The sequence below is a fragment of the Streptomyces pallidus (ex Mingjun et al. 2026) genome (genome assembly GCF_051550185.1).
Classification (GTDB): Bacteria; Actinomycetota; Actinomycetes; order Streptomycetales; family Streptomycetaceae; genus Streptomyces.
Map to the genome: position 1 here is coordinate 5,680,571 of NZ_CP196181.1, position 20,670 is coordinate 5,701,240.

General features: G+C 72.5%; 19 protein-coding genes and 1 tRNA gene. 11 read left to right on the plus strand and 9 right to left on the minus strand.

Going from position 1 to position 20,670, the window contains the following annotated elements; translation table 11 throughout:
- Nucleotides 1-63: 63 nt before the first annotated feature.
- From ACSHWO_RS25180 to ACSHWO_RS25200, 5 genes are read right to left on the minus strand one after another with little or no spacing between them, the layout of a single operon-like run.
- Nucleotides 64-1,008 (minus strand): tyrosine-protein phosphatase, encoded by a 945-nt coding sequence (locus ACSHWO_RS25180; RefSeq protein WP_438315142.1) that lies wholly within the window; start codon nt 1,006-1,008, stop codon nt 64-66.
- Between the two features lie 31 nt (nt 1,009-1,039).
- The gene (locus ACSHWO_RS25185; protein ID WP_438315145.1) at nt 1,040-2,116 is read right to left on the minus strand and encodes an NAD(P)H-dependent flavin oxidoreductase; all 1,077 of its coding nucleotides are present in this window, start codon (nt 2,114-2,116) and stop codon (nt 1,040-1,042) included.
- A 4-nt stretch (nt 2,117-2,120) separates the two neighbouring features.
- The gene (locus ACSHWO_RS25190) at nt 2,121-2,918 is read right to left on the minus strand and encodes a CoA-transferase subunit beta (RefSeq protein ID WP_438315148.1); all 798 of its coding nucleotides are present in this window, start codon (nt 2,916-2,918) and stop codon (nt 2,121-2,123) included.
- Nucleotides 2,915-3,775, minus strand: coding sequence for a CoA transferase subunit A (locus ACSHWO_RS25195; protein ID WP_385806314.1), 861 nt, complete (start codon nt 3,773-3,775; stop codon nt 2,915-2,917). The genes ACSHWO_RS25190 and ACSHWO_RS25195 overlap by 4 nt, the downstream gene beginning before the upstream one ends.
- Nucleotides 3,772-4,521 carry an enoyl-CoA hydratase family protein gene (locus ACSHWO_RS25200; protein ID WP_438315152.1) on the minus strand — a complete coding sequence of 250 codons (750 nt, stop codon included), beginning with the start codon at nt 4,519-4,521 and terminating at the stop codon, nt 3,772-3,774. The genes ACSHWO_RS25195 and ACSHWO_RS25200 overlap by 4 nt, the downstream gene beginning before the upstream one ends.
- A 56-nt stretch (nt 4,522-4,577) precedes the next feature.
- On the opposite strand from ACSHWO_RS25200, the gene ACSHWO_RS25205 reads away from it, so the two are divergent.
- The 3 genes from ACSHWO_RS25205 to ACSHWO_RS25215 all read left to right on the plus strand — a co-directional run bounded on the left by ACSHWO_RS25205 (nt 4,578) and on the right by ACSHWO_RS25215 (nt 6,744).
- Entirely contained in the window at nt 4,578-5,342 is a 765-nt protein-coding gene (locus tag ACSHWO_RS25205) for an SDR family oxidoreductase (protein ID WP_438315155.1), read from the plus strand.
- A gap of 79 nt (nt 5,343-5,421) precedes the next feature.
- On the plus strand, nt 5,422-6,375 hold the full coding sequence (locus tag ACSHWO_RS25210; protein ID WP_385807048.1) for an SDR family oxidoreductase: 954 nt from the start codon (nt 5,422-5,424) through the stop codon (nt 6,373-6,375).
- Between the two features lie 231 nt (nt 6,376-6,606).
- Entirely contained in the window at nt 6,607-6,744 is a 138-nt protein-coding gene (locus ACSHWO_RS25215) for a hypothetical protein (RefSeq protein WP_404242109.1), read from the plus strand.
- A 51-nt stretch (nt 6,745-6,795) separates the two neighbouring features.
- On the opposite strand, the gene ACSHWO_RS25220 is transcribed toward ACSHWO_RS25215, so the two are convergent.
- Nucleotides 6,796-7,767, minus strand: coding sequence for a hypothetical protein (locus ACSHWO_RS25220; protein ID WP_438315158.1), 972 nt, complete (start codon nt 7,765-7,767; stop codon nt 6,796-6,798).
- A 122-nt stretch (nt 7,768-7,889) separates the two neighbouring features.
- On the opposite strand from ACSHWO_RS25220, the gene ACSHWO_RS25225 reads away from it, so the two are divergent.
- The 4 genes from ACSHWO_RS25225 (at nt 7,890) to ACSHWO_RS25240 (ending at nt 13,832) form a co-directional block, all read left to right on the plus strand.
- Nucleotides 7,890-8,675 (plus strand): S1 family peptidase, encoded by a 786-nt coding sequence (locus ACSHWO_RS25225; RefSeq protein ID WP_361088006.1) that lies wholly within the window; start codon nt 7,890-7,892, stop codon nt 8,673-8,675.
- Nucleotides 8,676-9,348: 673 nt separating this feature from the next.
- Nucleotides 9,349-9,669, plus strand: a complete 321-nt coding sequence (locus ACSHWO_RS25230; protein WP_361088003.1) for a chorismate mutase — start codon at nt 9,349-9,351, stop codon at nt 9,667-9,669.
- A 36-nt stretch (nt 9,670-9,705) separates the two neighbouring features.
- Nucleotides 9,706-12,207 (plus strand): aminopeptidase N, encoded by a 2,502-nt coding sequence (gene pepN, locus ACSHWO_RS25235; protein ID WP_385806338.1) that lies wholly within the window; start codon nt 9,706-9,708, stop codon nt 12,205-12,207.
- A gap of 215 nt (nt 12,208-12,422) precedes the next feature.
- Entirely contained in the window at nt 12,423-13,832 is a 1,410-nt protein-coding gene (locus ACSHWO_RS25240; RefSeq protein WP_438315163.1) for a lysine N(6)-hydroxylase/L-ornithine N(5)-oxygenase family protein, read from the plus strand.
- A 34-nt stretch (nt 13,833-13,866) separates the two neighbouring features.
- On the opposite strand, the gene ACSHWO_RS25245 is transcribed toward ACSHWO_RS25240, so the two are convergent.
- Nucleotides 13,867-15,672 (minus strand): 5'-nucleotidase C-terminal domain-containing protein, encoded by a 1,806-nt coding sequence (locus ACSHWO_RS25245; RefSeq protein ID WP_438315166.1) that lies wholly within the window; start codon nt 15,670-15,672, stop codon nt 13,867-13,869.
- Between the two features lie 138 nt (nt 15,673-15,810).
- Between ACSHWO_RS25245 and ACSHWO_RS25250 the strand changes: the two genes are divergently transcribed.
- The 3 genes from ACSHWO_RS25250 (at nt 15,811) to ACSHWO_RS25260 (ending at nt 18,921) form a co-directional block, all read left to right on the plus strand.
- Complete coding sequence (locus ACSHWO_RS25250) at nt 15,811-16,518, plus strand: SIMPL domain-containing protein (protein ID WP_361087991.1); 708 nt, start codon at nt 15,811-15,813, stop codon at nt 16,516-16,518.
- A gap of 134 nt (nt 16,519-16,652) precedes the next feature.
- Complete coding sequence (pyk, locus tag ACSHWO_RS25255) at nt 16,653-18,080, plus strand: pyruvate kinase (protein WP_438315169.1); 1,428 nt, start codon at nt 16,653-16,655, stop codon at nt 18,078-18,080.
- Between the two features lie 160 nt (nt 18,081-18,240).
- The gene (locus tag ACSHWO_RS25260) at nt 18,241-18,921 is read left to right on the plus strand and encodes an LppU/SCO3897 family protein (RefSeq protein WP_438315172.1); all 681 of its coding nucleotides are present in this window, start codon (nt 18,241-18,243) and stop codon (nt 18,919-18,921) included.
- Here ACSHWO_RS25260 and ACSHWO_RS25265 read toward each other — a convergent pair whose 3' ends face one another.
- Together ACSHWO_RS25265 and ACSHWO_RS25270 are read right to left on the minus strand one after the other, a co-directional pair.
- Nucleotides 18,922-19,656 (minus strand): transcriptional regulator, encoded by a 735-nt coding sequence (locus ACSHWO_RS25265; RefSeq protein WP_438315175.1) that lies wholly within the window; start codon nt 19,654-19,656, stop codon nt 18,922-18,924.
- 110 nt (nt 19,657-19,766) lie between these two features.
- Nucleotides 19,767-19,841, minus strand: a tRNA-Leu gene (locus ACSHWO_RS25270).
- A gap of 97 nt (nt 19,842-19,938) precedes the next feature.
- Between ACSHWO_RS25270 and ACSHWO_RS25275 the strand changes: the two genes are divergently transcribed.
- Nucleotides 19,939-20,592, plus strand: coding sequence for an ANTAR domain-containing response regulator (locus tag ACSHWO_RS25275; RefSeq protein WP_385806369.1), 654 nt, complete (start codon nt 19,939-19,941; stop codon nt 20,590-20,592).
- Nucleotides 20,593-20,670 lie beyond the last annotated feature (78 nt).

The window sequence follows — 20,670 nt, forward strand, 5'->3', positions numbered from 1 at the left end:
CGACTTCACTTGCGACGCACCGCACCGGACGCCGCGAGCCGGCAGACCTTTCCGGCCGCAGCACTAGCGGACCAGCCGGGACCGGAGTTTCGCCAGCGTGCGCAGGTCCAGTCCCAGCCCGTCCGTCAGATAGCCGTAGAAGCCGCCGTAGTCCGCCTCCAGCTGGGTGTTCGCCGCGTCCAGGTAGCCGACGCGGACCTCCTGGAGCGGGATCAGCAGATCCGGGTCCTGCATCCGCCCCGACCGCCTGAGCGCCTCGCGCACCCGGGCGTCGTACGCCGCCCGGAAGGTGTTCGACGCCAGGTAGTCCCGCTCCGCGGACTCCTCCGGCACCGTGACGGCGCGCAGCAGCACGTAGCTCAGCCAGCCCGTCCGGTCCTTGCCCGACGTGCAGTGGAACAGCAGCGGCCCGCTGCCCTGCGCCAGCTCCCGCAGGGTCGCCCCGAACTGCGCCCGGTTCTCCGGGGAGGTCACGAACGTGCGGTACACCTCCCGCATGTAGGCCTCGGCGCGGCCGCCGCCCAGGACCTCCTCCTGCCGGGCCGGGTCGCCGCTGCCGATCACGCCGACGAGCGTGGCGAACAGGCCGAGGTCGCTGACCGGGCGGGAGACCGGCGTCGGACCGGCGGGCAGCCGGTCGGGGCCGTCGTACTGCACCTCCAGCGGGATCCGGAAGTCCACGACCTTCGCCAGGCCCAGCCCGGAGACGGCGCCGAGGTCGGCGGGGGTCAGCCGGTTCAGCGCGTCGGAGCGGTAGACCAGGCCCTGGCGGACCTGGCCCCCCGTCCAGGTGCGGTAGCCGCCCAGGTCGCGGACGTTGACCGCGCCCTGCAGGGGAAGCTGACGGATCGTTTCCGCCGCGGCCCCGGCACCGGTCGCAGCCGCCTGCGACTGCTGCTGCGCGGCTGCGGGCACGGCAGCCGCCGCGGTGAGGGCGGCGACGCAGGCGAGCGCCGCCGCGGCGGCGGCCACCGTCGCGGTCGCGGGGCGGGTTCGGGCACGGCTCATCGGTGTCGACTCCTGTGGCGCAGAAGGGGGATCACCCTGCCGGCGGCAGGGTGTCGGACACGGTCAGCTGTTCCAGCCGGGCCAGCACGGACTCCGCCTCGGCCATGACCCGGCCGACGAGCTCCGCACACGACGGCAGGTCCTCGATCACGCCGGCGACCTGGCCCGACGCCATGACGCCGAGGTCCGTACGGCCCTCGACCATGGACGCCCTGAGGAGCATGGGGGTGTTCGCGGCGAGCAGCACCTGGCTCCAGGACAGGTCCTTGCCGTGCCGCATCGCCAGCCCGTCGCGCACCATCCGCGACCAGGACAGGCCCGACAGCCTGCGGAACCCGGCCGCGTGCCGGACCGCCCGCAGCAGCGCCCCGGCCCGGCCCGACCGCTCCAGGGCGGCGACCAGCTCGGTGCGCAGCATCCGGTGCGGCAGCCCGTCGACGGCCGTGGTGACGGTGATGTCCTTGACCCCGGCCGCCAGGTAGCGGGCCTTGACCGGGTCCGGCACCGTCGAGTCGGACGTCAGCAGGAAGCGGGTGCCCATCGCGATGCCCGCCGCCCCGTACGACAGCGCCGCGACCAGGCCGCGGCCGTCGCGGAAGCCGCCCGCCGCGACCACCGGGATGTCCACGGCGTCGACCACCTGCGGCAGCAGCACCGTCGTCGCCACCTCCCCGGTGTGCCCACCGCCCTCGCCGCCCTGCACGATCACCGCGTCGGCCCCCCAGGCCGCCACCTTCTCGGCGTGCCGGCGGGCCCCGACCGACGGGATCACCACCACGCCCGCGTCCTTCAGCCGGGCGACGAGCTCCCTCGACGGCGCGAGCGCGAACGACGCGACCCGGACGCCCTCCTCGACGATCAGCCGCACCCGCTCGGCCGCGTCCCCCGCGTCCGCCCTCAGATTGACCCCGAACGGGGCGTCCGTACGGGACCTGACCTCGCGCACCGCCGCCCGCAGCTGCTCCGGCGTCATCGTCGCCGACGCCAGGATGCCCAGCGCCCCGGCCCGCGCCGCCGCCGACACCAGCCGGGGCCCCGACACCCAGCCCATGCCCGTCTGCACGATCGGGTGGCGCACCCCGACCAGCCTGGTCAGCGCCGTCTCCACGGCCTCAGCCCCGCACTTCCCGCTCGCGCCGGCCCTGCGGATCCAGGACGTCGCGGATCAGCCGCAGCTCCTCCCCGGTCGGCCGCCGCGTGTACGGGACCTCCTCGGGCACGGCCAGCGCGAACCCGGTGGCGGCCCGGACCTCCCCGACGGTGACGCCCGGGTGCAGGGAGGCCAGCCGCATGGACCGGTCCGGCGTCTCGAAGTCGAACACCCCGAGGTCGCTGACCACGCGCGGGATCCGGTGGAAGCGGGTCACCCCCGCCGCCGCGGCCCGGTCGTAGCCGACGCCGCTGACCATGTCGACCCGCTCGACGAACACCCGCGGCGAATGCCGGGGCACCCAGTAGCTCACCGGGTTGTTGACGGTGTTGACGGGCGCGCCCCGCACCCCGAGGAGCTGCCGGGTCGGCCGCTCCCAGTCGCCGATACAGGAGATGTTCTGGTTGCCGTACCGGTCGAGCTGGCTCGCGCCCATCATCACGTGCCGCCGCCCGCCGGCGACCATCGTGAGGTGGCGGCGGTACGGGAGCCAGCCCTCGACCTCCCCGTCCGGCCCCACGAGCAGGGCCTCGCCGTCGGTCAGCAGCAGATCGGGGGAGAAGGTCCGGCGCGCCAGCCGGGCCCCCAGCGAGGGGATCAGGCCCATCGGGCTGGCGAGCACCTCGCCGTCGCCCCGCCACGCCTCGGCGCAGGCGATCACGCAGAACTCGGCGCGACTCGCCGCGGGCCCGGGCGCCGGCCCCGCGGCGGAGGCGGAGGCGGGGGAGGGGGAGGGTGCGGGAGATGCCGGTGTGGTCATTGCTGCTCCTCGTGCCAGGCCCGGACCGCGCTCTGGTAGGCGTGCTCGTCCGGCCCGGACAGGAAGCGGGCGGCGAACTCGGGCCAGGGCGTGGTCGCGTACAACTTCTGGAAGGCCTCGTCGCGCCCGTGGTCGGGGACGCAGGAGGTGAAGTGCGCGCCGTGCGGGGTCTCCACGACCCCGGTGACGCTGTGTCGGCTGACGAGCAGGGACTGCGGGGGCCCGGCCTTGGCGAGGTCGGCCGTCCCGACGAGCTGCTCGCAGGAGACGTACGCGGTGTCGGCCGCCTCGCAGAACAGGTCGTCGAAGTACGGGTCCGGGCCCAGGTACTGCCCGTTGCCGAACCGGTCGGCGCGGTTCAGGTGGACGAGCGCGGCGTCCATCCGCAGCGCGGGCACGGCGACGAGCTCCTCGCCGTCCGCATAGGGCGAGGTCACCGTCCGCAGGTGCGGGTTGACCCGCATGACGTCGGAGCCGAGGCCGGCGCGCACGGGCAGGAACGGCAGCCGGTTGGCGGCGGCGTGCAGGCCCCACATGAACATGGCCTCGTCGAGCTCGGTCAGGGTGAGGGCGCCGGCCTCGCGGGCGGCGCGGAAGTGCGGCTCCAGCGGGATGGAGTCGAGCGTGGCGAACGGGGCCACGAGGTGGCGGATCCGGCCGGCGGCCGCGAGGAGGCCGACGTCGGGGCCGCCGTACGAGACCACGGTGAGATCGCTGATCTCGGAGCGGAGCAGTGCCCGCACCAGGGCCATCGGCTTGCGCCGCGACCCCCAGCCGCCGATCCCGAGCGTCATCCCGCTGCGCAGCCGCCCCACGACCTCCTCGGGGGACATCACCTTGCCGCCGTCGGCCGTCATGCGCTTCCCGCCTTCCCGAACGTGTCGCGGACCCGGTCGGCCACCCCGCTGAGGTTGGCCTCGAACGTGAACCCCTGCTCGAAGCGGTAGCTGCGGCGCACGTCCACCGGGTCGATGCCGTTGATCGCCGCCTTGGCCAGCCGGATCAGGTACCCGTCCTTCCGGGCGATCTCGGCCGCCAGCGCCAGCGCCGCCTCCCGCAGCCGCTCCCGGGGGACCACCTCCCACACCGACCCGTGCCCGTGCAGCTCGGCCGCGGTCGCCGTGCGCGAGGTGTAGTACAGGGCGCGCATCAGGTGCTGCGGGACCAGCCGGGCCAGGTGGGTCGCGGCACCGAGGGCGCCCCGGTCGAGCTCGGGCAGGCCGAACGTGGCGTCGTCGGAGGCGACGATCGCGTCCGCGTTGCCGACGAGCCCGATGCCGCCGCCCAGGCAGAACCCGTGCACGGCCGCGACCACCGGCACCTCGCACTCGTACACCGCCGCGAACGCCTCGTAGCAGCCCCGGTTGGCGCCGATCAGACGGTCGTGCCCGGGGTCCCGCTGCATCTCCTTGATGTCGACCCCGGCGTTGAAGCCCCGGCCCTCGGCGGCCAGCACCACGCACCGGTGGTCCGGGTCGCGGCCCGCCGCGCGCACGGCGTCGGCGAGCTCGTACCAGCCGCGGACGGGCAGCGCGTTGACGGGCGGGTAGTCGACGGTGACCAGTGCGATGCCCTTGCCGGGGCGGGAGGTGGAGACACCCATGAGCGCATCAGCTACCTTTCCACCAAACGTTTGTTAGGCGAGGAAGGTAGCAGCCCATGGAGCTCGACGGGAGGGTCGCCGTCATCACCGGCGGCACCCGCGGCGTCGGCGCCGGCATCGCCCGGTCGTTCCTCGAAGCCGGGGCGGACGTCGTCGTCTGCGCCCGCCGCCCACCCGACCGGCCGGTCACCGCAGCCGGCCGCACGGCCGCCCACACCCCGCTCGACCTGCGCCGACCCGGCGCCGTACAGGACTTCTTCGACGCCCTCGCCCGCTCCCACGGACGCCTCGACTGCCTGGTCAACAACGCCGGCGGCACCCCGTACCGGCCGCTGGCCGACGGCGACGCCGACCGGCACGCCCGCGTGTTCGAACTGAACCTGCTCGCCCCGATGACCGCTTCGCTCGCCGCCTACCCGCTGCTGCGCGCCGCGCGCGGCTCGGTGCTGATGGTCGGCAGCGTCAGCGGATCCCGGCCCTCGCCGGGGACGGCGGCGTACGGGGCCGCCAAGGCGGGCCTGGAGCACCTGGCGCGCTCCATGGCGGTCGAGTGGGCGCCCGAGGTGCGGGTGAACACGCTGGTGCTGGGCATGGTGCGGACCGAACTGGCGCACCTGCACTACGGGGACGCCGCCGGGGTCGCGGCGGTGGCGGCCACCGTCCCGCTGGGCCGGCTGGCCGAGCCGGCCGACGTGGGCGCGGCGGCGGTGTTCCTGGCCTCGGACCGGGCGGGGTACGTGAGCGGGGCGAGCCTGCTGGTGCACGGCGGCGGCGAGCGCCCCGCGTTCCTGGACGCGGCAACGGCCAACAAGGAGGACTGACATGGCGGACGGCACGGCATTCGGCAGGGCGAGCGGGAGGGCCGGTGGCACGGGCGGCGCGGCCGGCGCGGCCGGTGGCATGGCGCGGGGGCGGGTCGTCGCGGTGACCGGCGCGGGGCGGGGGCTGGGCCGGGCCCATGCGCTGGCGTTCGCGGCGGAGGGGGCGAAGGTCGTCGTCAACGACCTGGACGTGGGCCGGGAGGGAGAGCCCGGCGGCGCGGTCGCCGCGGGCGGCGCCGGGTTCGGCGCGGAGGGCCCCGGCGGCCCGGCGGCGCGGGTCGTCGCCGAGATCCGGGCGCGCGGCGGGGAGGCGGTGGCGCACGGCGGGGACATCGCCACGGCGCAGGGCGCGGCCTCGCTGGTCGACTGCGCGCTGGACGCGTTCGGCCGGCTGGACACCCTGGTCAACAACGCGGGCTTCCTGCGCGACCGGATGCTCGTCAACCTGGCGGAGGACGACTGGGACGCGGTGGTGCGGGTGCACCTGAAGGGGCACTTCCTGCCGCTGAAGCACGCGGCGGCGTACTGGCGGGCGGAGGCCAAGGCGGGCCGCCGGGTCGCGGCGCGGGTGGTGAACACCTCGTCGGGCGCCGGCCTGGCCGGCTCGGTCGGGCAGGGCTGCTACAGCGCGGCCAAGGCGGGCGTCCTCGGCCTGACGCTGGTCGCGGCGGCGGAGCTGGACCGGTACGGGGTGCAGGTCAACGCCATCGCCCCGGCCGCGCGGACCCGGATGACGGAGGAGGTCTTCGCGCGGACCATGGCGGCGCCGGGGGAGGGGAAGTTCGACGCGATGGCCCCGGAGAACGTCTCCCCGCTGGTGGTGTGGCTCGGCAGTGACGCCTCGGCGGGGGTCACGGGCCGCGTCTTCGAGGCCGAGGGCGGCCGGATCACGGTGATGGAGGGCTGGCACCCCGGCCCCAGCGCCGACCGCGGCGCCCGCTGGACCCCGGCGGAGGCCGGCGAGGCCGCCACGGGCCTCCTGGCCTCGGCCCGGCCGCCGCACCCGGTGTACGGGGCGGAACCGGCACCCTGACATCGGGGCGGACCGGCGGGGCGGCCGGCGGGGGCGGCCGCGCGGCGACCCGGCCCGGACACGGATCGGCCCCGGCCCCCTGGCGAGGGGTCGGGACCGGTCCGGCACTTGTGCGATGGGGTATCACTACCCACTGCACCCCCTCCCCCAACCGCGTCCGGGCCGACAAGTTGTGCGGTGCATCCGCCGGACGCGAGTGTTCCGCCCCACCGGGCCGGGCAGTCCGGCTGCATGGACTGGCCGCATGTCTTGCTGTGGATCTGTCTGGCGTACGTCGCCCTCCGGATCGCCCTCCTGGAGATCCGTTCCCACCACTGGCCGCGCGGCACCGGGGAGGACGACGACGACCGCGTCGCCGACGAGGTCTGAGCGCCCCCGGGCGGGGAGGGGCGGCCCCGGCCGGGCGCCCCGGTGCGCCGGCTACGTGTCGCAGTCCAGGACCGTTCGGCACAACCCGCAGCGGGCCCGCAGCCGCCCCGCCACCGGCAGCCGGAGCCGCTGCCCGCACACCGGACAGTCGAAGGTCACCCGCAGACCGCCGCCGTCCCGCTCGAAGCGGTACCCGGGGGCGGCGCCGCGGCCCGCCCAGGACCTGCCCGCCGCCGGACCGCCGGTGCCCGGACCGGCCGCGCCCGGACCGCCGGCGCCCGGACCGGCCGCCTCCGCCCGGGCGCGGCGCTCGCGCGCGTACCGGCGGCGCTCCGCCGCGTCCGCCGCCGCCAGGGGGGCCCGGCGCAGGTCCCGGTCGGCGAGCGCGCGTCCGCGTACGTAGGCCTCGTACGCCTGCGGGCTGGTGAACCGGGTGGAGGGGTCCTCGCCCACCAGCAGCTCCCGCTTGGCGAGGACGTACCCGAACTCCTCCGGCGTCAGGTAGCCGAGCTTCTGGTGGCCGAGCGCGTCCTCCCGGTAGGCGTCGAGGAGCAGCCAGCCCACGCCCAGCAGGGCTGCCGCGGTGTCGGTGAGGACCTCGTCGTCCGCGGTGGTGGGGAAGTGCAGGCCGAGCCGGTGCAGCAGGACGTGGGTGGCCTCGTGGGCCAGGGCCGCGGCCAGATCGCGGCGGTGGGTGCGGAAGCGGTCGTTGACCTCGACGAAGTACTCGGGGCCGGCGGCCAGTTCGACGGTGGCCGCCTCCTGCATCGGGCGGAACGCGACCACCATCCGGGCGTCCGGCAGCCCCAGCGCGGTGACGACAGCGGAGGCCACGCGGTGCGCACCGAGGTGGAGGTCGTCGGCGTCGGCGAAGGCGGCGTCGGCGGGGGAGAGGCCCACGGCGTACGGCCGGATCCCGTCATCCGGCAGCCGCCGCAGCAGGGCGGTGATCGCCGCGCGGACGGTGGCGAGACGGGGAAAGCCGTGCTCGACGGGGCTGCCGCGGCCGCGGTGGGCGGTCATGCCGCACCTCCCGAACGTCGGTGTCCGAAAACGGGTCCTTGAAGCCCGCACAGCGCCGGGTGTGACATGTACGTGTCATTCACCCGATGACGCGCACGGCCCAACCCCCCACGAAAGGCAGTGTGTTGACTGTGTCCACGACCCTCGGCACCCTCCTCAAGCGCACCCTCGCCGTCGGCGCCGTCGCCCTCGCCGCCGCCAGCCTCCAGCCCGGCACCGCCACCGCCTCCCCGAACCCCGTCGTCGGCGGCACCCGCGCCGCCCAGGGCGAGTTCCCCTTCATGGTGCGCCTCTCCATGGGCTGCGGCGGAGCCCTCTACACCCAGCAGATCGTGCTGACCGCCGCCCACTGCGTGAACGGCTCCGGCAACAACACCTCCATCACCGCCACCGCCGGCGTCGTCGACCTCAACAGCAGCAGCGCCATCAAGGTCAAGTCCACCAAGGTCCTCCAGGCGCCCGGCTACGACGGCCAGGGCAAGGACTGGGCCCTGATCAAGCTCGCCAAGCCGATCAACCTGCCCACCCTCAAGATCGCCGAGACCAAGCAGTACGACACCGGCACCTTCACCGTCGCCGGCTGGGGCGCCGCCCGCGAAGGCGGCGGCCAGCAGCGCTACCTGCTCAAGGCCAGCGTCCCCTTCGTCTCCGACGCCTCCTGCAAGAGCTCCTACGGCGACTCCCTCGTCCCCGCCGAGGAGATCTGCGCCGGCTACGCCCAGGGCGGCGTCGACACCTGCCAGGGCGACTCCGGCGGCCCCATGTTCCGCCGCGACGACGCCAACAACTGGATCCAGGTCGGCATCGTCAGCTGGGGCCAGGGCTGCGCCCGACCCAACTACCCCGGCGTCTACACCGAGGTCTCGACCTTCGCCGCCGCTATCAAGGCAGCGGCCGCGAACCTCTGACCGGCCCCGGCCCGGCGGGCGCCCCGCACAGGGGCCCCCGCCGGGCACCCACCCCGCGAACCGCCGGCACGACCCACGCACAGTGATCGCCACCACCCCTCGGCCTCGGCGGCAGGCCCCCGCGCACCTCCACGGCGGACCACCCGCCCACCCACCGGAGAGACGCACACCCCGCCGCCGCGGTTGACAAGCCCCTCGCCGGGCCGCGCACCACCCTGGCACCGGCGCCCCCGGCCAGGCCCCCGACCGCCGTACCCGCTGCGCCCCCGACCCCCAACCCCCGCACCGGCCACGGCCCGGCCCGCCCCCAGCCCCGTACCGGCTGCGCCCCGGCCCTTCGGGCCCTGCACAGACCGCCCCGGCCCTCCGGGCCCCGTACCGGCTGCGCCGCCCCCCGGCCCGGGGCGCGGCTGCGCCGCCCCCCGGCCCGGGACCCGTATAGGCCCGCCCCCCGGCCTACGGGCCCGCACCGGATTCGGCCCCCAGCTCCCGCCGCCGTACCGGATGCGCCCCGCCCCGGCCCTCGCAGCGGCAGCGAACCGGCAGCGGAACCGGCGCCCCCGCCCCCGTAGCGGCAGCGCACCGGCAGCGCACCGGCAGCTCGGGGCCGTACCGTCTCACCGATCGGCCGGCCGGCCCCCCGCCCCCCGACCGCCACGTATTCTCGGTGACCATGAACAACAGCCACCCCGACGCGCCCGACGCCGACGCCACCGCAGAGCTGGCCCGCCTGCGCGACAGCATCGACAACATCGACGCCGCCGTGGTCCACATGCTCGCCGAACGCTTCAAGTGCACCCAGCAGGTCGGCCACCTCAAGGCCCGCCACCACCTGCCCCCCGCCGACCCGCAGCGCGAGGCCAACCAGATCGCCCGCCTGCGCCAGCTCGCCGAGAACGCCAAGCTCGACCCGGCCTTCGCCGAGAAGCTCCTGAACTTCATCATCGCCGAAGTGATCCGGCACCACGAGACGATCGCTGCGCGCGAAGACTAGGCGGCCCGGGCCCACCCTTCGGGCAGCATGGGCCCCATGTCCGCACTGACGCGCAACGAAGCGCAAGCCCGAGCCCGGCTCCTCGACGTCCACCACTACGCCGTCGCCCTCGACCTCACCGGCGGCGAGGACACCTTCGACTCCACGACCGTCATCCGCTTCACCGCCCGCACCGCCGGCGACACCTTCGTGGAGCTCAAGCCGGACGAGCTGCGCTCCGCCGAACTCGACGGCCACCCCCTGGACCCGGCCACCCTCAGCGGCAACCGCCTGCCCCTCACCGGCCTCGCCGAAGGCCCCCACGAACTGCGCCTCGACACCCGCATGCGCTACTCCCGCACCGGCGAGGGCCTGCACCGCTTCACCGACCCCGCGGACGGCGAGACCTACGTTTACACCCAGCTGTTCCTCGACGACGTCCAGCGCGTCTACCCGGCCTTCGACCAGCCCGACCTCAAGGCCGTCTTCGAGTTCACGGTCACCGCCCCCGCCCACTGGACCGTCCTCGCCAACGGCATCACCACCCGTACCGGCGACCGCGACACCGACGGCGCCGGCATCTGGACCTCCGCCCCCACCCCCGTCATCTCCACCTACCTCGCCGCCGTCGCCGCAGGCCCCTGGCACAGCATCCGCACCGAACACGCCGGCCTGCCCTTCGGCATCCACTGCCGCCGCTCCCTCGCCCCCCACCTCGACGCCGACGCCGACGAGATCCTCGCCGTCACCACCGCCTGCTACGACCGCTACCACGAGAAGTTCACCGAGCCCTACCCCTTCGACTCCTACGACCAGGCCTTCGTGCCCGAGTTCAACGCCGGCGCCATGGAGAACCCCGGCCTGGTCACCTTCCGCGACCAGTACGTCTTCCGCTCCGCCGTCACCGACGCCGAACGCCAGCGCCGCGCCATGGTCATCGCCCACGAGATGGCCCACATGTGGTTCGGCGACCTCGTCACCCTCCGCTGGTGGGACGACATCTGGCTCAACGAGTCCTTCGCCGAGTACATGGGCTACCAGACCCTCACCGAAGCCACCCGCTTCACCGGCACCTGGACCGAATTCGGCATGGAACGCAAGCCCTGGGGCTACGACGCCGACCAGCGGCCCTCCACCCACGCCGTCGCCCCCGACGCCGCCGCCGTCCCCGACACCGACTCCGCCCTCCTCAACTTCGACGGCATCTCCTACGCCAAGGGCGCCTCCGCCCTGCGCCAACTCGTCGCCTGGATGGGCGAGAAGGACTTCCTCGCCGGCATCAACACCCACTTCGCCCGCCACAAGTTCGCCAACGCCTCACTCGCCGACTTCGTCGACTCCCTCGCCGCCCACACCGACCGCGACGTCCACGCCTGGGCCGACACCTGGCTGCGCACCACCGGCATCGACACCCTCACCCCCCGCATCGAAGAGGGCCACGGCGGCTGGACCCTCACCGTCGACCACCACGGCACCCGCCCCCACCACATCGCCGTCGGCCTCTACGACCGCGAACCCGACAGCACCCTCGAAGCCCGCGAACCCCTCACCCTCGACGTCCCCACCGACGAGGTCCTCTCCGCCGACGGACCCCGCCCCGCACTCCTCCTCCTCAACGACACCGACCTCAGCTACGCCAAGATCCGCCTCGACGGAACCTCCCTCGACACCGCCCTGCGCAGCCTCTCCGCGCTCCCCGACCCGCTCACCCGCACCGTCGTGTGGAACGCCCTGCGCGACATGGTCCGCGACGGCGAACTCGCCCCCGCCTCCTACCTCGCCACCGCCGAGACCCACCTCCCCCACGAAGCCGACCTCGCCGTCGTCCAGGGCGTCCTCACCTTCACCCGCACCGAGATCGCCGACCACTACCTCACCCCCGAACACCGCCCCGCAGCCCTCGCCGCGATCACCTCCATCGCCCGCGCCCTGCTGCGCCGCACCGAGGACGGCACCGACCCCGGCCTGCGCCTGGCCGCCGTACGCGTCCTCATCGACAGCGCCGCCCAGCCCGACACCCTCACCGCCTGGCTCGACGACGACACCGTCCCCGGCGGCCCCGCCCTCGACCCCGAACTGCGCTGGCGCATCCTCGCCCGCCTCAGCGTCCTCGGCGCCGTCGACGAAGCCGCCATCGAAGCCGCCCTCGCCGCAGACCCCAGCGCCACCGGCGAGGAGGGAGCCGCCCGCTGCCGCGCCTCCCTACCCACCACCGAGGCCAAGGCCACCGCCTGGAACCGCCTCTTCCACGACGACAGCCTGTCCAACTACCTCTTCACCGCCACCGCCCGCGGCTTCTGGCAGCCCGAACAGGCCGACCTCGTCCACGCCTACGTACCCCGCTACTACCCCGACGCCATCGCCCTGGCCACCCGCCGCGGCCCCGCCATCGCCGCGGCCGCCGCCCACCACGCCTTCCCCGCCCACGCCGTCGACGCCGAGCACCTCAAGACCGGCCAGGCCGCCCTCACCGACCCCGACCTCGTCCCCCGCCTGCACCGCGGCCTCACCGACCAGCTCGACGACCTCGCCCGCGCCCTCCGCATCCGCCAGGCCTGACCCGCACCACCCCCCGGCACCACCATGCGGCCGCCGCCCGACCCCACCGGGACGGCGGCCGCACCGCGTCCCCACCCCCGGGCGGTTACCCCATTCGGGTCTGGCTCGTTGTATCCGGCGGGTGCCCGGGCCGCCACCGCCGCAGCACCTGCGCCAAGCCCTGCCACCACAGGGCCGGCCGCCCCCCACCCGACCCGCCCCCGAGGACACCACCGATGACCGCACCCCCCGATGCACCCCTCGACCTCGTCGGAATCGGCATCGGCCCCAACAACCTCTCCCTCGCCGCCCTCGCCCACGGCCTGCCCGCCCAAGGAACCGGCGAACTCGCCACCGCCTTCTACGAACGACACCGCGACTTCCACTGGCACCCCGGGCTCCTCCTCGACGGCACCACCCTCCAAGTCCCCTTCCTCGCCGACCTCGTCACCCTCGCCGACCCCACCAGCCCCTGGACCTACCTCAACTACCTCAAGCACAAGGACCGGCTCCACCCCTTCTACTTCACCCAGCAGCTCCACATCCCCCGCGCCGAATACGACGCCTACTGCCGCTGGGTCGCCGGCCGCCTCCCCGGACTCCACTTCGGCCACCAGGTCGACGCCGTCCGCTGGAACCCCGAACGCGGCCTCTTCGAAGTCGACCACACCCGCATCGGCGCCGACGGCGAAGCCGAAGCCCTCGGCCGCACCCACACCCGCCACCTCGCCCTCGGCATCGGCACCGCACCCCACGTCCCCGACCCCCTGCGCCCCCTCGCCGACGCCCCCACCGTCCCCGTCATCCACGCCGCCGACTACCTCGACCACCGCACCCGCATCCTCGCCGCCGACCACGTCACCGTCATCGGATCAGGCCAGTCCGGCGCCGAAGTCTTCCTCGACCTCCTCCGCGCCCGCCCCGCCGGCCGCGAACGCCTCACCTGGCTCACCCGCACCCCCTCCTTCGCCCCCAGGGAACACACCAAGCTCGGCCTCGAACACTTCACCCCCGACTACACCCGCTACTTCCACTCCCTCCCCGAACCCGTCCGCGACCGGCTCCTGCCCACCCAATGGCAGCTCCACAAGGGCATCCACCCCGCCACCATCGCCGCCATCCACCACGAGCTCTACACCCGCACCCTCCACGGCGGCTGGCCCGACACCCTCCTCACCCCCGGAGTCACCGTCCGCACCGCCGGCCGCGTCGCCACCACCAAGGTCGAACTCCACCTCGAACACACCCAGCAGGGCACCCGCTCCCGCCTCACCACCGACGCCGTCGTCCTCGCCACCGGCTACCGGGAACGAGCCCTCTTCCCCCTCCTCGCAGGACTCGACCCCTACCTGCGCCGCGACTCCTCCGGACGCCCCCGCATCGACGAACACCACCGCATGGTCCTCGCCCCCACCATCACCGGCAGCATCTTCGTCCAGAACGGCGAACGCCACACCCACGGCATCGGAGCCCCCGACCTCGGCCTCACCGCCCGACGCAGCGCCACCATCCTCAACACCCTCACGGGCGAGAACCCCTACCCGGAACCCACCCGCACCGCCTTCACCACCTTCGGCCTCGAACAGCGGGAGCAGCCCCGCCCCACACCCACGATCGAACTGCTCCCACTGGCCGAACGCCCCTGACCCCGCAGGGATCAGGACCCCCTCAGGACCGGGATCAGAAGACGGGAACGCCGGCCCGCGTCAGACGCCAGTCCACCGACGCGAACTGCGACGGATCGATCGTCCCCTTCGCCTTCACCCACGAGATGATCGTGTTGCGGATCTCGTCGGAATTCGCCCACACCTGCTTCGCCTGCGGCACGTGCGGGAACGCCCCACCACCCGACGCCCGGTAGTTGTTCACCGCCAACACGAACCGCGCCTGCGGATCCACCGGCTTGCCCTGGAACGACAGCCCCGAAATCCGCGAACCCTTGGGCTGCGCGATGTCGATGTCGTACACCAGCCCGTACACCGCGTCGTAGTTGTAGTCCGGGACGCCCTCCGCGTTCGTCAGCTTCGCCGGATCCACCACCGCATCCGCAGCCGTCTGCACGAAGTACCGGGCCGAATACTCCAGATAGTCCTTCAGCTGCGCACCGGTCAGCACCCGCGCCTCGAGCGTGTTCTCGAACGGGTACAGCCCCGCCGCATCCCGCAGCGTCACCTTCCCCTCCGGGATCACCGCCGTCCGCGAGAAGCACGAAGCCTGCGACAGCACCGGCAGCGACGCCCACTCCGTACCGGCCAGGGCCCCCTTCACCGTCTCCGCCTGCACGTGGTTGATCAGATCGATGATCGGCACGTCCTTGACCGGACCGTCCGCCGACGACATCCCCTGCGTCGACGTACCGATCACCTGGTTGACGTACTGCACCACCTTCCGGTGCTCGTCCGACAACAGCCGGACGATCTCCGGGTCCTCCTCGACCTCGTTCGAGTTCAGCACCCGCGCCGACACCTTCGCCACCGACCACGAGCCCTTCGCCCACGTCAGCTCGAAGTCGAACAGCGTCAGCCGCTGACCCCACTTCAACGGCTCCGACAGCACCACGTCCTTGCCGGTCGCCTTGTTCTTCACCCGGTACTCCGGGATCTCCGTGTGCGCGTGCCCCACCAGGATCGCGTCGATCCCCGGCACCTGCTCCGCCACCAGACCCGCCGCGTTCTCGACGTACGGCAGCTGGTCACCGTACGAAGACGTACCGCTCGACCCCGAATGCGCCGACACGATCACCACGTCCGCACCCATCGACCGCAGCTTCGGCACGTACTTCGCCGCCTGCTCCTCCAGCCCCGGGAACGTCATCTTCCCCTGCACATGGGCCTTGTCCCAGATCGCGATGCCCGGATTCGTCAGACCCAGCACCGCCACCTTCACGTCCCGCCCCTGCGGAGTCCGCAACCGGTGCATGCTGTACGGAGGGAACGCCGGCCGCAGCGACTTCGCATCCAGCGCGTTCGCCCCCAGCAGCGGAAAATCACACTGCTCCTGGAACTTCCGCAGCACCGGAATGCCGTAGTTGAACTCGTGGTTGCCCAGCGCCGCCGCGTCATAGCCGATCGCGTTCATCGCCTGCGCCATCGGGTGCACCGGACCCCGGCGCGCCGTGATCGGATCCACCTTCGCGTAGTAGTACGACAGCTGCGTGCCCTGGATGGTGTCACCCGCGTCGATGAGCAGCGTGTTGCACCGCCCCTTCTCCGCCCGCACCCGGTTCACCAGCGTCGAGATCTTCGCCAGACCCACGTCGTTGTGCGCCTTGTCGTCGAACTCCTTGTCCGTGAAGTAGTCCCAGTTGAAGACGTTCCCGTGCAGATCGGTCGTCCCCATCACCGTGAACGCATACGTCCGCGGCTGCCGCGAACCCGGATCCGCCGAGGCCGCCGCGGCAGCCGGGCTGCCCGCGGCCCCCGTCAGCGCCACGGCCGCACCCGTAGCGGCCGACGTCCCCAGAAACGTCCTGCGGTCCAACGCCATGTCATCTCCCCTGTTCAGGCGTCGTCTTGAAGTGGCTGACAACGCGCGTAGATTCTGACCCATCGGTAACAAGCGAACCACCCCCCTCCGCATCTCGATCCGATGACCTCCGACCGCCGGCAGTGCCACAGTGAAACCATGACCACCACCCACGACGCACCCCACCCGCCCTACGGCACCCCCGACACCCCCCGCGTCGCCGTCCGCGGAGAAGCCCTCCTCGAAGTCGACCCCGAGATCGCCCGCATCGGCATCACCGTCAGCGCCCGCGGCACCGACCGACGCACCGCCCTCGAAGACCTCACCCGCCGCAACAACGCCGCCCTCGAACTCATCAAGACCTACGGCGAAGCCGTCGAGAAAACCGAAACCGGCGCCTTCTCCATCACCCCCGAACTCACCCGCCACGGCCGCGGCGAACGCATCCGCGCCTACCACGGCCGCGTCCACATCACCGCCGAACTCACCGACTTCACCGCCCTCGGCGAACTCACCACCCGCCTCGCCGACCTCGAACTCACCCACGTCGACGGCCCCTGGTGGTCCCTGCGCCCCACCTCACCCGCCCACGGCGAAGCCCGCCGCCAAGCCGTCCTCGAAGCCGTCCAACGCGCCCGCGAATACGCCGCCGCCCTCGGCGCCGACCTCACCGCCCTCGTCGAACTCGCCGACGAAGGCGCCGAGAACGCCATGCCCTTCACCGCCGCCGCCCCCGCCGGCGCCGTCCGCTCCATGGCCTTCACCGACGCCGAGACCGCCGCCCCGCCCCTCGACCTCGAACCCCAGCGCCAAACCGTCCGCGCCCAGGTCAACGCCCGCTTCACCATGACCCCGCCCCGGCTCTGAAAACCGCCCGTGGGGGTGCTCATCAGAGCACCCCCACGCACATGCAACTATTGTCAACAACCCTTCAACCAAAGGTTGTTGAGCAGACACCCGGACCCCATTACCTACCCCCCGGTAGGGCATACGCTCCCCCCATGCGCCGAGCAAAAATCGTATGCACCCTGGGCCCCGCCACCGGCTCCTACGAGCGGATCAAAACCCTGGTCGAAGCCGGAATGGACATCGCCCGCCTCAACCTCAGCCACGGCACCTACGCCGAACACGAGGAGCGCTACCTCCGCGTACGCAAGGCCTCCGACGAAACCGGCCGCAGCGTCGGCATCCTCGTCGACCTTCAAGGCCCGAAGATCCGACTCGGACGCTTCGCCGAAGGACCCGTACTCCTTGAACGCGGCGACACCTTCACCATCACCACCGAACACACCCCCGGCGACCGCCACACCTGCAGCACCACCTACCAGGGCCTCGCCACCGACGTCACCCCCGGCGAACGCATCCTCGTCGACGACGGCCGCGTCACCCTCGAAGTCACCGCCGTCGACGGCCCCCGCATCCACACCCACGTCATCGAAGGCGGCATGGTCTCCGACCACAAGGGACTCAACCTCCCCGGAGTCGCCGTCTCCGTCCCCGCCCTCTCCGACAAGGACACCGAAGACCTCCGCTGGGCCCTGCGCACCGGCGCCGACGTCATCGCCCTCTCCTTCGTCCGCAACGGCAGCGACATCGAAGACGTCCACCGCATCATGGACGAGGAAGGCCGACGCCTCCCCGTCATCGCCAAAATCGAAAAACCCCAAGCCGTCGACAACATCGACGACATCGTCGCCGCCTTCGACGGCATCATGGTGGCCCGCGGCGACCTTGGCGTCGAAATGCCCCTCGAACAAGTCCCCCTCGTCCAGAAGCGCGCCATCAAACTCGCCAAGCGCAACGCCAAACCGGTCATCGTCGCCACCCAGATGCTCGAATCGATGATCGAGAACTCAAGGCCCACCCGCGCCGAAGCCTCCGACGTCGCCAACGCCGTCATCGACGGCACCGACGCCGTCATGCTCTCCGGCGAAACCAGCGTCGGCAAACACCCCGTCGAAACCGTCACCACCATGGCCCGCATCGTCGAAGCCGCCGAACAGGACATCCTCGCCAAGGGCCTCCCCCCACTCACCGAACGCAACAAACCCCGCACCCAAGCCGGAGCGGTCGCCCGCGCAGCCGCCGAGATCGGCGACTTCCTCGGCGCCAAATTCCTCGTCGCCTTCACCCAGAGCGGCGACACCGTCCGCAGGCTCTCCCGCTACCGCTCACCCATCCCCCTCCTCGCCTTCACCCCCGACCCCGCCACCCGCTCCCAGCTCAACCTCACCTGGGGCACCGAAACGTTCCTCGGCCCCCACGTCGACTCCACCGACGCCATGGTCGCCCAGGTCGAAGAAGAACTCCTGCGCATCGGCCGCTGCGTACCCGGCGACACCGTCGTCATCACCGCCGGCTCGCCCCCCGGCGTCACCGGCACCACCAACCTGGTCCGCGTCCACCACATCGGCGACGCCGTCCGCTGACCCGCCGACCCGCGACCCGCGCCCGCACCCTGCACGCCCCCGCCCCACGAAGGCGGGGGCGTTCCTGCGTACCGAACCGACCACACTCCACCGGAATGCCTGCGTCACCACCCCCGCACCCGGCACAATCCCGGACGTCCCCCCACCCTTGGAGCAGCCGGTGTCGCAACAGGAAATCCCCATCACCCTCACACCCCAGCAGGCCGCCGCCGGCGTCGTCATCACCCTCCCCCTCCAGAACGGCACCACCGCCGACCTCCGCGTCCCACCCGCCCGCGACGGCGAACTCGTCCGCGGCCAACTCGGCGCCACCGACGTCCTCCTCCGCGTCCGCATAGCCGGCGCCCCCGCACCGAAGAAGACCAACCCCCTCGGCTGCCTCCTGGGCCTCCTCATCGCCGCAGGCCTGATCGCAGGCATAGCCGCCCTGGTCAACGACGACGACGCCGGCCCCACGGCCACCGGCAGCCACCCCACCCCCACCCGCGCAGCCCCGTCCTGGTCACCGCCCGCGCTCCCCACCCTCAACCTCCCGGGCGCACCGTCCCCCATCCCCTCGGCCCCGGACCCCAGCCCCTACGACGAGGGCACCTGCCTCAACGGCACCCTCCCCGACTCCACCACCGCCACCCGCGTCAACAACGTCGACGAGGTCCCCTGCTCTGCGCCGGACGCCCACTACCGCGTCATCCAGCGCTTCTCCCTCACCTCCGACATGAGCCGCTGCGACGCCAACCCCAGGACCCAGTACGCGTTCTCCCACCGCTACACCCGCAACGGCGTCCCCATCAACGAGTACGTCTACTGCCTGGTCGGCATCGGCTCCTACGCCCGCCAGTAGCTAGTGCTTCGGCCCGACGTGCAGGTCCATGAGCGCCACGGACGCCTTGCGGGCGACCGAGACGTTCTGCTGGTTGGCGCGGCTCCAGCTCACCCCGAGGCGGTCCAGGGTGCTCGTCAAGAGGGCAGTGACGTCTGCCGACTTGTTGGTGAAGAAGTACCGCGGGTACTCGTACCGCTTGCCGTTGCGGACGGTCCAGTTGGTGATCCGGCACCCGTCGGAGTGGATCAGACCGCGGACGAAGGCCCAGGGGTGGGCATCCACGATGTCCTGCTGCCACTCTTCCAGGACGATCCGACGATCGTGCTTCTTGCCCGGCCCGTGCTGCGGGAACAGGCAGGTCCAGTGGTGTCCGAAGCTGGTCACCATCACACAACCGGACCGCTTCAGGACGTAGACCCGGTTGTCCGGCCGGACGGCGGATATCGCCGTCCGGCATAGCTCGATCAGGCCGGGCCAGGCGTCCGCGCAGGCGATGCGCAGGTGGTGTCCCCCGCGTGGGTGGGGGCTGATGCAGCCGTCCCCGAGATAGAGGCCGAGCAGATAGACGTAGGCCGCAGGGTCGGCGGGGCCGGCGCATTCGGCGTCCCGCCCCGTGCGGGGGAGCGGCTCGATACGGATCTGCCAGGCGCGAAGTGCGGAACGGGAGATGCCCGTCTCGGTGCTCACCGAGTTCAGGCTGCGACCTTGCTCGACAAGAGCGAGGGCTCGTCGACGGGTGGCGATGTCGTACATGTGCGCGACATTGACTCAAAAGAATGCTGCAAGTGGCCCGAAACGGGGGAGCGTCCCTGGAACGAGTGATGACCCCGCGATTTTCGCGTGACCATGGAATCTAAGAAAAGTGCCCCAGGTGGGATTCGAACCCACACTGTCCGCTGTTTGAGAGCGGCCTCTCTAACCGGTTGGAGTACTGGGGCCTAAGAAACGAAGGCTCAGGGGAGCCCTACGGGACACCACCATACCGTAGCTAGGTAGGCTCAGGGGAGCTTGATATGCCCGCAAGAAGGAGCATCCGTGACCGCCGAGCACGAGTCGACGCCCACGCCCGACGCCGACCAGTCGCACGTTCCGCCGCTGACGACCCGCGTCGTCATCGCCGAGGACGAGGCGCTCATCCGTCTCGACCTCAAGGAGATGCTGGAGGAAGAGGGCTATTCGGTGGTCGGCGAGGCCGGCGACGGCCAGCGCGCCGTCGAGCTGGCCCGTGAGCACCGGCCGGACCTCGTCATCCTCGACGTGAAGATGCCCGTCCTGGACGGGATCTCCGCCGCGGAGAAGATCGCGCAGGAGTCCATCGCGCCGGTCCTGATGCTGACCGCGTTCTCGCAGCGCGACCTCGTCGAGCGGGCCCGGGACGCCGGGGCCATGGCGTACCTGGTGAAGCCGTTCAGCAAGAGCGACGTGGTGCCGGCCATCGAGATGGCCGTCTCCCGCTTCGCGGAGCTGCGCGCGCTGGAGCAGGAGGTCGCGGACCTCTCCCAGCGGCTGGAGACCCGGAAGCTGGTGGACCGGGCCAAGAGCATCCTGCAGACGCAGTACGGGCTGACGGAGCCGGCGGCGTTCCGGTGGATCCAGAAGACGTCGATGGACCGGCGCATGTCGATGCAGCAGGTCGCGGAGGCGGTCATCGAGGACGCCGAGGAGAAGAAGAACGCCGCCAAGGGGTAGTTCCGGAACTCAGAACGCCGAACGCCGCGTGCGCGCGGCAACGCGTGAGGCCCGCCACCGGGTTGCGGTGGCGGGCCT